Origin of the sequence: Accumulibacter sp., assembly GCF_032229525.1 — a bacterium.
Classification (GTDB): domain Bacteria; phylum Pseudomonadota; class Gammaproteobacteria; order Burkholderiales; family Rhodocyclaceae; genus Accumulibacter.
In genome coordinates this window covers 1-9,703 of record NZ_JAVTWB010000132.1, presented here as the reverse complement: position 1 = coordinate 9,703, position 9,703 = coordinate 1, and the positions used below count along the sequence as shown (strand labels likewise).

The 9,703-nt window shown below is 63.9% G+C and carries 8 protein-coding genes and 1 tRNA gene; 1 reads left to right on the top strand and 8 read right to left on the bottom strand.

What is annotated here, in order from left to right; translation table 11 throughout:
- Positions 1 to 10 precede the first annotated feature (10 nt).
- The 8 genes from RUW20_RS09000 to dapC all read right to left on the bottom strand — a co-directional run bounded on the left by RUW20_RS09000 (position 11) and on the right by dapC (position 8,969).
- Positions 11 to 87 (bottom strand) — tRNA-Arg (locus RUW20_RS09000).
- A 46-nt stretch (positions 88 to 133) separates the two neighbouring features.
- On the bottom strand, positions 134 to 2,911 hold the full coding sequence (gene pepN / locus RUW20_RS08995; protein WP_313951863.1) for an aminopeptidase N: 2,778 nt from the start codon (positions 2,909 to 2,911) through the stop codon (positions 134 to 136).
- A gap of 81 nt (positions 2,912 to 2,992) precedes the next feature.
- On the bottom strand, positions 2,993 to 3,661 hold the full coding sequence (locus tag RUW20_RS08990) for a GDSL-type esterase/lipase family protein (RefSeq protein ID WP_313951862.1): 669 nt from the start codon (positions 3,659 to 3,661) through the stop codon (positions 2,993 to 2,995).
- Positions 3,658 to 4,551: a 50S ribosomal protein L3 N(5)-glutamine methyltransferase gene (prmB, locus tag RUW20_RS08985; protein WP_313951861.1), complete on the bottom strand. Its 894-nt coding sequence runs from the start codon at positions 4,549 to 4,551 to the stop codon at positions 3,658 to 3,660. Before prmB ends, RUW20_RS08990 begins: the two co-directional genes overlap by 4 nt.
- Entirely contained in the window at positions 4,544 to 5,710 is a 1,167-nt protein-coding gene (dapE, locus tag RUW20_RS08980; RefSeq protein WP_313951860.1) for a succinyl-diaminopimelate desuccinylase, read from the bottom strand. The genes prmB and dapE overlap by 8 nt, the downstream gene beginning before the upstream one ends.
- Before the next feature lie 13 nt (positions 5,711 to 5,723).
- Positions 5,724 to 6,905 carry a PilT/PilU family type 4a pilus ATPase gene (locus RUW20_RS08975; RefSeq protein ID WP_313951859.1) on the bottom strand — a complete coding sequence of 394 codons (1,182 nt, stop codon included), beginning with the start codon at positions 6,903 to 6,905 and terminating at the stop codon, positions 5,724 to 5,726.
- Between the two features lie 37 nt (positions 6,906 to 6,942).
- Positions 6,943 to 7,764: a 2,3,4,5-tetrahydropyridine-2,6-dicarboxylate N-succinyltransferase gene (gene dapD, locus RUW20_RS08970; RefSeq protein WP_313951858.1), complete on the bottom strand. Its 822-nt coding sequence runs from the start codon at positions 7,762 to 7,764 to the stop codon at positions 6,943 to 6,945.
- Positions 7,765 to 7,775: 11 nt separating this feature from the next.
- On the bottom strand, positions 7,776 to 8,969 hold the full coding sequence (gene dapC / locus RUW20_RS08965; RefSeq protein WP_313951857.1) for a succinyldiaminopimelate transaminase: 1,194 nt from the start codon (positions 8,967 to 8,969) through the stop codon (positions 7,776 to 7,778).
- Positions 8,970 to 9,034: 65 nt separating this feature from the next.
- On the opposite strand from dapC, the gene RUW20_RS08960 reads away from it, so the two are divergent.
- On the top strand, positions 9,035 to 9,703 hold a 669-nt coding region (locus tag RUW20_RS08960; RefSeq protein ID WP_313951856.1), incomplete at its 3' end, for an EamA family transporter.

Sequence of the window (9,703 nt, the reverse complement as noted above, 5' to 3'; positions counted from 1 at the left end):
CTTGATTCCGTGGTACGCCCGGAGCGATTCGAACGCCCGACCCCTTGGTTCGTAGCCAAGTACTCTATCCAACTGAGCTACGGGCGCGTTACCGTGTTTGAGCGCGAGATTATACATAGCTGAACCAGCTCCCTCAAGAACTATCTCGAGATTCGGCCGGCCCGGCACTCACGCAGCGGCTGCTCTGGCATCCCGATGGCCGGTCTGCTCCAACGCTGCCGGCGGCGATCTGCCCTGGTGCAGCGATGACCGCCTGCCGTGCGGCGTAGTGACTCAGAGCCCGGCCGACGATCTCGGCAACATCCGAAGACAGTCCGTCGATGGCGCGCAGCGCTTCGAGCGCCAATTTCGCCTGCTGTTGGCGCGGTTCGTCGAATTTCCGCCAGCGATCGAAACGCCGTGCCAAGCGCGCGGCAACCTGGGAGTTGAGGCGATCGAGCTGACCAATCTGCTCGGCAAGAAAATGGTAACCGCTGCCGTCGGCGGCGTGGAAGCGAACGTGGTTGTTACCGAAGGTGTTGAGCAGCGCGTACACCTTGTTCGGATTGCGCAGATCGAACGCCGGGTGATCGAGGAGTCCCCTGACCACCGCCAGCGTATCAGGCAGCCGGCTGGCGGCCTGGACGGCCAGCCATTTATCCACCACCAGCGCCTCGTCCTGCCAGCGTTCGTAGAAGCTGGTGAGAGCCTGCGAGCGCTCGTCGCAATCCTGCTGCGCCAGTGTCGCCAGCGCCGCGAACTGGTCGGTCATGTTGTCGGCCGACGCAAACTGCTGCATCGCCAGTGCTCGCGTTTCCTCGCTGTTCAGTTCGCCCAGATATCCGAGGCAGGCATTGCGCAGCGCCCGCCGCCCGGCCGCAGCCGGCGTCGGCTGGTAGGGTCCGTCTGGCGCCAGCGCCTCGTAGCATTGCCGGAGCGCGCCGCCCAGTTGTTCGGCGACGAAACGGCGCAAGCTGTTGCGCGCCTCGTGCAGGGCATCCGGATCAACCATCGCCATTTCTTCGGCAAGAGTCGCTTCGCCGGGAAGGGTCAGCGCTTCGGCGGTGAAGGCGGGATCGTCCTCGGCACCCTGCAGAAGCTGTGCCGCGGCCTCGACCAGAGTCTGCGGCCAATTTGGCGGCCGACCGACGGAAACGTCTTCGGCGCCAGCCAGGATCAGTCGCCCGGCCAGGCGTTGCCCGGCCTCCCAGCGATTGAACGGGTCGCTATCGTGCGCCAGGAGGTGGCTGAGCTCTTCATCGCTCCAGCAGAAATCGAGAATGACCGGCGCCGAAAAATCGCGCAACAGCGAAGGTACCGGCGCGGCGGCCACGTCCTCAAACACGAAACGCTGTTCGTTCTCGGTCAAGGAGAGGACCCGTGTCGTGCGGCCGCTGCCGGCAGCGCCGCCCTCGTCGGCGAGCAGCAGCGGGAAGTCGTCGCCGTGCGGCCCGCTGAGGCCGATCGCCACCGGAATGTGAAAGGGCTCGCCGGAGGATTCCCCCCCGGGCAGCGTTTGCGATAGCGTTAGCGTGTAACGCCGCGCATCCGGGTCGTAACTGCCGCTGGCCCAGAGGTGGGGCGTACCGGCGACGTCGTACCAGCGCTTGAACTGCGTCAGGTCGAATCCCGAAGCGTCGGCCATCGCCGCCACAAAATCGTCGCAGGTTACCGCCTGACCATCATGGCGCTTGAAGTAGAGATCCATGCCGCGCCGAAAGGCTTCCTTGCCGATCAGCGTCTGGATCATGCGCACCACTTCGGCGCCTTTTTCATAGACCGTGCTGGTGTAGAAGTTGTTGATCTCGATGTAGGAGTCCGGTCGCACCGGATGCGCCATCGGGCCGGCGTCTTCGGGGAACTGCGCCGCCCGCAGGCCGCGGACTTCACGGATGCGGGTAACTGCCGGGCTGTGCATGTCGGCGCCGAATTGCTGGTCGCGGAAAACCGTCAGCCCCTCTTTCAGCGACAACTGGAACCAGTCGCGACAGGTGACGCGGTTGCCGGTCCAGTTGTGAAAATACTCATGCGCTACCACCCGGTCGATGTTCTGATAATCGCTGTCGGTCGCGGTATCGGCACGCGCCAGGACGTATTTGGTGTTGAAGACGTTCAAGCCCTTGTTTTCCATCGCCCCCATGTTGAAGTCGCCGACGGCGACGATCATGTAGTGATCGAGGTCGCATTCGAGCCCGAAGACCTCCTCATCCCAGCGCATCGCGCGTTTGAGGGCATCCATGGCGTGCGCGCACTGGTCGAGCTTGCCGGGCTCGACGAAGACCGCGAGTTCTACGCTTCGCCCGCTGCTGGTGGTGAATTGGTCGCGCAGCACCTCCAGACGCGCCGCGACCATGGCAAACAGGTAGCAGGGTTTGGCGAATGGATCTTCCCAGCGGGCCCAATGGCGCTCAGCGCCCTCGTCGCCGCTGCCGGCAGGGTTGCCGTTGGCCAGCAACACCGGCAGGCTGGCCTTGTCGGCGTGCAGGGTCACCTGATAGCGGGACATGATGTCCGGACGATCGGGAAACCAGGTAATGCTGCGGAAACCCTGCGCCTCGCACTGGGTGAAATAGCCGTCTTTCGAGCGATAAAGCCCGGACAGGCTGCTGTTATGGTCGGGATCGATACGCACCTGCGTGCTCAGCGTCAAAGCGTCCGGAGGATTGACGATGGTCAGCAGCGAGTCGCTGCAGCGGTAGTCGTCTTTGGCGAGCGGTGTGCCGTCGATCGCCACCGAGATCGTCTGCAGTCCCTGGCCGTCGAGTTGCAGCGGCTGGCCGGGCGCCACCGCCGGATTGCGCCGCAGGCGCAGTTGGCTGTTGACCAGCACCCCGTCGGCGTGGAAGTGCACGTCGAGTTCGACATGCTCGACCAGAAACGGCGGCGGCGTGTAATCCTGGCGGTGGATTCTCTGTGGGGTATCGGTGGTCATCGGGGGGGTCCCTGTGGTTCTGCCGGCGCATCGTCTGGCCCGGCGGTGACGATCGGCAAGGGTGCCGGCAAAGGCCAGCCCTTATGGCTTTTTCAGCAAGCCGACGCGCGTCAGTTGCTCGGCAACGCCTTCCGCCAGTTTGTGGTAGCCACTGGCGTTGGGGTGAATGGGGTCGGCCTTCAGTGCCGGGTCTGACAGGACAGCGGCGAGAACGCCTTCTACCAGCGGCAGTTTTTCTTCGCCGGCGAGCTCGGCGTAGATCGGCGAATCCGGCAGCCGGCCAGTCGCGGCGCCGAGCAGGGAGAACTTCGGTACGGCGACCAGCACCACCTGTGCTCCGGCAGCCCTGATCGACGCGACGATGGCGCGCAGGTCTTCCTTGACCAGCGCTTCCGGACGCCTTCTCAGGAAATCGTTGCCACCGCTCTCGACGATGACCAGGGCCGGGCGGGTCTGCGCAAGCAGCGTGCCGATCCTGCCGCGTGCTTCTTCGGCGGTCTCGCCCGGGATCCCCGCATTGTGCACCTGCCAGCCGCTGATCGCCGCCAGATGACCCGGATAGTCATCGCCCGGACCGGCACCGCTGCCGTAGGTGATGCTGTTGCCGAAGGCGAGTACGGCGCTGCCCGCCGGCAGCGTGGCGAGCTGCGCCGGGTTGCCGCAACCTGCCAGGATGACGACCGCCAACAGCAGCAGGCGCAACCGAGCGATCGCTACGCAACGGAGTGGGGAGCGCAGCGCGCCGCTCACGGCAATTCTTCGCGATGCAGCAGGAAGACATACTGATCACCCGCTGCCGTGTCGAGCCAGATGAAGGGCGTCTCCGGGAAAGCCGCCTCCAGATCGTCACGGTTGTGGCCAATCTCGACCACCAGCAGGCCGTGTGGTTTGAGGTGTTGGCGTGCCGCGGCCAGGATGGCGCGCGTCAGATCGAGTCCGTCTTCGCCGCTGGCCAGCGCCAGCACCGGTTCGCGCTGGTACTCGGCGGGCAATCTGGCCATCGATGCCGCATTGACGTAGGGCGGATTGCTGACGATCAGCTCGTAACACTGGTCCTGAATACCGCTGAACAGGTCGCTCTCGAGCAGGCGAATGCGTGACTCGAGATCGTAGTCGGCGACGTTTCGTGCGGCGACGGCGAGCGCATCCGGCGAGATATCGACGGCGTCTACGTCGGCCTGCGGGAAAGCGTGCGCGGCGAAGATCGCCAGGCAGCCCGAGCCGGTGCACAGATCGAGCACCGAACCGACCTCCTCCGGGTCTTCGACCCACGGCACCAACTGTTCGCGCAACAGCTCGGCGATGAACGAGCGCGGCACGATCACCCGTTGGTCGACGTAGAAACGATACTCGGCCAACCACGCCTCGTTGGTCAGGTAGGCTGCTGGCAGGCGCTCCTTGATACGGCGTTCGACGATCCGGAGCACCGTGGCGCGTTCGTCGCTGCTCAGTCGCGCGTCGAGAAAGGGCTCGAGTCGATCGAGCGGCAGGTGCAGGCTGTGCAGTAGCAGATAAACCGCTTCGTCCCAGGCGTTGTCGGCACCATGGCCGAAAAACAGCTTGGCCTCGTTGAAGCGGCTGACGGCGAAACGCAGCAGGTCGCGCAGCGTGCGCAGTTCAGTCTGTGCCTGTTCAAACATGGCTGGGCAGCAACTGTTCGAGAATGCGGCGGTAAATCGCGGCCAGCCGGGGCAAGGCAGCGACTTCGACACATTCATTGACCTTGTGGATGCTGGCATTGACCGGGCCAATTTCGATCACCTGCGGGCAAATCCCGGCGATGAAGCGACCGTCCGAAGTACCACCGGTGGTCGACAGCTCCGCATCCAGTCCGGTTTCAGCGCGGATCGCCTGCAGCGCCGCGTCGATCAGGGCGCCGTGCCCAGTGAGGAAAGGTCTTGCCCCCAGGGTCCAGGCGATGTCGTAGGAGAGACCGTGCCGGTCGAGGAGCGCGCGGGTTCTGCCCTGCAGTTGTTCCGGCGTGCTGGCGGTGCCGAAACGGAAGTTGCAATGAATGTCGACCGTGCCTGGAATGACGTTGCTGGCGCCGGTGCCGCCGTGGATGTTGGAGATTTGCCAGGTGGTCGGCGGGAAAAATTCGTTGCCGTAATCCCAGACCGTCTGCGCCAGCTCGGCAATCGCCGGTGCCGCCAGATGGATCGGATTTTTTGCCAGATGCGGGTAGGCGATGTGACCTTGCACCCCCTTGACCGTCAGCCTCGCCGAGAGGGAGCCGCGGCGGCCATTCTTGATCATGTCGCCGAGCGCCTTGACCGATGTCGGCTCACCGACGATGCAGTAGTCGATCGCCTCGCCGCGTTGCTGCAGGGCTTCGGTGACGACGACGGTGCCGTCGACGGCGTCGCCTTCCTCGTCGGAAGTGAGCAGCAGGGCGATCGATCCACCATGTTCCGGGCTGGCGGCAACGTAGCTTTCAACGGCAGTCACGAAAGCGGCCAGGGAACCCTTCATGTCGGCCGCGCCACGCCCGTACAACTGGCCATCCCGGTGTACCGGCTGAAACGGGTCACTGTGCCATTGCTCCAGTGGGCCGGTGGGTACGACGTCGGTGTGGCCGGCCAGGCACAGGAGCGGGGAGCTTTGGCCGCGGCGCGCCCAGAGGTTTGTCACGCTACCGCGATTGATGAATTCGCAACGAAAGCCGACGGCTTCGAGGCGCCCGGCGATGATCGGCAGGCAGCCGCCGTCTTCGGGAGTCACCGAGCGACACGAAATGAGTTGCTCGGCTAGCTTGACCGTGGCGTCGTCCGTCACTTCAGGCGCACTGTCGCTTACCATCTCCCGCCCTGGTCTAGCGTTCGTCGGAGTCATTCAGGCTGAGGGCAAACTCCTTGTAGGACGAGCCGGTCATGTCGGCCGCCGCGAACTCGGACGACGCCTGACTCATTCCGTCTGGCGCCCCCGGTTGGGACCGGGCTTCGTTGTTATTGATCAGCCAGGACAGGTTGGTCGGTGAGTCGGCGTGATCGAGCGCTTCCTGCAAGGTAATCACCCCCGAACGATAGAGCCGGACGAGATCCTGCTCGAAGGTCTGCGACCCGGGTGCGAGGCTTTGTTCCATCGCCTCCTTGAGGGCCGGAATGTCGCCACGCTCGACCAGTTCCTGAACGTGGTAGCTGTTGAGCAGCACTTCGACGGCGGGTGCCAGCTTGCCCTCCTTGGTCTTCACCAGGCGCTGAGAAACAATCGCCTTGAGGGTCACGGAGAGGTCCATGTACAAGGAGTTGCGGCCGTCGAGGGGAAAGAAGTTGATGACCCGGTTGAGCGCGTGGTAACTGTTGTTGGCGTGCAGCGTACCGAGACAGAGGTGGCCAGTTTGCGCGTAGGCAATCGCCGCCTGCATCGTTTCCACGTCACGTATCTCGCCGATCAGGATACAGTCGGGCGCCTGCCGCATGGCGCTTTTCAAGGCATTGTTCCAGCTCAGCGTATCCATACCGATCTCGCGCTGGTTGACGATCGATTTCTTGTGCTTGAACAGATACTCGATCGGATCCTCGATGGTCAGGATATGGCCGACGGTATTGATATTGCGATGATCGAGCATCGACGCGATGGTGGTCGACTTCCCCGAGCCGGTCGAGCCGACGACCAGGATCAGGCCGCGCCGTTCCATGACCAGGTCCGCAAGTATCGGCGGCAGCATCAGGGAATCAAGCGCCGGGATATTGCCCTGTATGTAACGCACGACGATCGACACCGAGCCGCGTTGGCGGAACAGGTTGATCCGGAAATTGCCCAGTGCGGGCACGCCAACCGAGAGGTTCATCTCTTTGGTCGAGGCAAAGCTCGCGGCCTGCTCCGAAGTCATCAGCTCGAAGGCGATCTTTTCGATCATCGCCGGATCCATGACCTGCTGATTGACCGGCAGCGTGATGCCCTGGATCTTGATGTGGATCGGAATACCGGCCGAGATGAAGATATCGGAGGCCTGCCGGTCTCCCATTACCTGAAAGAGCTTGTCGAGGATCATGCCTTTTCCACCGGTTCAGTAGGCGATGAGGAAGCGCTCAGTCGCTGCGCAGCAGCTCGTTGATGCTGGTCTTGGCACGCGTCTGGGCGTCGACCTTCTTGACGATCACCGCACAGTAGAGACTGTGGCTGCCCCCCTTTGCCGGTAGGCTGCCGGAGACCACGACCGACCCCGGCGGGATGCGGCCATAGCTTACTTCGCCTGTTTCGCGGTCGAAAATCTTGGTCGACTGGCCGAGAAAGACCCCCATCGAGATCACCGATCCTTCGCCGACGATGACGCCCTCGACCACTTCCGAGCGAGCGCCGATGAAGCAGCCGTCCTCGATGATCGTCGGGTTGCCCTGAATCGGTTCGAGCACGCCGCCGATGCCTACACCACCCGAGAGGTGCACGTTTTTGCCAATCTGCGCACAAGAACCCACCGTGGCCCAGGTGTCGACCATCGTTCCTTCATCGACATAGGCGCCGATGTTGACGAAGGAGGGCATCAGCACCACGTTCTTGCCGATGAAAGCGCCGCGCCGGACGGTCGCCGGCGGCACGACGCGAAAGCCACCGCTGATGAATTCGTTCTTGTCGTAATCGGCGAACTTGCTCGGCACCTTGTCGAAATAGCGCAGCGGACCCGCTTCGACCACTGCGTTGTCAGTCAGGCGGAACGAAAGCAGAACGGCTTTCTTGACCCACTGGTGCGTCACCCACTCGCCGTCGATCTTCTCGGCGACGCGCAGGCTGCCCTTGTCGAGTCGCTTGAGGACATCGGCGACGGCCAGGCCGATGGTTTCGTCGGCGTTGCCGGGGGTTAGCGAGGCTCTGTTTTCCCAGGCCTCATCGATGACTTGCTGGACTGCCTGCATGGCTGTTTTCCCTAGAGTTTCGAAACGAATGAGTGAATGCGCTCGGCGGCTTCGACGCAGTCCGCGAGTGGGGCGACGAGCGCAATGCGCACAAAACCGGCGCCGGGATTGATCCCCTGCGCGGTCCGCGCCAGGGTGCTTCCCGGTAGAAGAACCACATTATAGTCAGCGAGCAGCCGGCGGGCGAACTCGCTGTCGCTGATCGGCGTCCTCGCCCACAGGTAGAAACCGGCATCCGGCAACGCCGTGTCCACCACCTCGGCCAGACGCGGCGTGACGGCAGCGAACTTCTCCCGGTACTGGCGACGGTTTTCGACGACATGCGCCTCGTCGTTCCAGGCGGCGACGCTGGCGGCCTGCACCGCCGGATTCATCGCGCTGCCGTGGTAGGTGCGGTAGAGCAGGAATGATTTGAGCGTCGCCGGGTCGCCGGCGACGAAGCCCGAACGCATGCCGGGGACGTTTGATCGCTTGGACAGGCTGGAGAACATCACCAGTCGCTCGAAACCGCGACCCAGCAGGCTGGCTGCCTGCAGGCAGCCGAGTGGCGGCGCGGCTTCGTCGGGAAAAATCTCCGAGTAGCATTCGTCCGAGGCGATGATGAAGCCGTAGCGGTCGGCCAGGGCAAATAACTGTCTCCAGTCGTCGAGGCCCAACACCTTGCCGGTCGGGTTGCCCGGCGAGCAGACATAGAACAGCTGCACGCGCTGCCATTCGGCTTCACTCAGCGCGTCGAAATCAAGGGCGTAATCGTCGGCCGGCAGGGTGTTCAGGAAGCGCGGTTCGGCGCCGGCGAGATAGGCGGCACCCTCGTAAATCTGGTAGAACGGGTTGGGGCTGACCACCAGCGGAGTGTAGCCGCGTGTGGGGTCGATGACCGTCTGGGCGAAGGCGAACAAGGCTTCGCGCGAACCGTTGACCGGGACCACCTGCGTCTCCGCGTCGAGGCCCTGAAGCCCGTAACGACGCGCCAGCCAGCCAACAAGGCTTCGCCGCAGTTCGGCGCTGCCGAGGGTGGTAGGATACGCGGCCAGCCCGGCCAGACCGGCGGTCAGCGCGTCCTTGATGAAAGTCGGCGTGACGTGCTGGGGCTCGCCAATCGACAGCCTGATTTCGCGCAACGCCGGATTCGGCGTGATGCCGGCGAACAGCTGCCGTAATTTCTCGAAGGGATAGGGTTGCAGCTTGCTGAGGTGGGGATTCACGGGCGTGAGCTTGTGGTGGCGGAAGGCGGGATCGTGCTGGCGATTATAAGGGGCATCGACTGACGGTGAAAGAAAGCACGCGGCAGATGCGGCGCGGTGGCACGGCGCGTGAACGGCATTTCGCGGTCGGCGCCTTGCTCACCGGCGCGCTGCTCTGGGGCGTCATCTGGTACCCCTACCGGATTCTGCGCGACGGCGGGTTCGATGGCGTTGCCGCGTCGACGATCACCTACGCCATCGCCTTCATGCTTGGCCTGCTGGTATTTCGCCGCTCGCCTGACAGCTGCTCGCCCTCGTGGTCGCTGCTCTGGCTGGCACTGACCGCCGCTGTCTGCAACCTCGGCTACGTGCTGGCCAACCTGGACGGCCAGGTGGTACGCGTTCTGCTGCTCTTCTATCTGGCACCGTTGTGGACCGTCGTGCTGTCGCGCCTGCTGCTCGATGAACAACTCACCCGTGCCGGAGCGTCGGTCATCGCGCTGTCTCTGGCTGGGGCGGCGACCATGCTCTGGCCGCCACAAGGGGGTCTGCCAGCGCCGCAGGATCTTGCCGACTGGCTCGCTCTGATCGCCGGCTTCTCGTTTGCCCTGTTCAACGTGCTCTCCCGGCGTGCGCACGAGCTGAGCATAGAAACCAAGGCGATGGCCGCCTTCGCCGGCGTCGTGGTCACCGGCGCACTGCTGTTGCTGGCGGGCTTTGGCAGCCTGCGGGTGCCGGCGACGCCGTCGCTGTGG

Coding starts and splice junctions, on each gene's coding strand:
- dapE (WP_313951860.1), bottom strand. CDS start 5,710: ATGGTAAGCGACAGTGCGCCTGAAGTGACGGACGACGCCACGGTCAAG.
- prmB (WP_313951861.1), bottom strand. CDS start 4,551: ATGTTTGAACAGGCACAGACTGAACTGCGCACGCTGCGCGACCTGCTG.
- RUW20_RS08975 (WP_313951859.1), bottom strand. CDS start 6,905: ATGATCCTCGACAAGCTCTTTCAGGTAATGGGAGACCGGCAGGCCTCC.
- pepN (WP_313951863.1), bottom strand. CDS start 2,911: ATGACCACCGATACCCCACAGAGAATCCACCGCCAGGATTACACGCCG.
- dapD (WP_313951858.1), bottom strand. CDS start 7,764: ATGCAGGCAGTCCAGCAAGTCATCGATGAGGCCTGGGAAAACAGAGCC.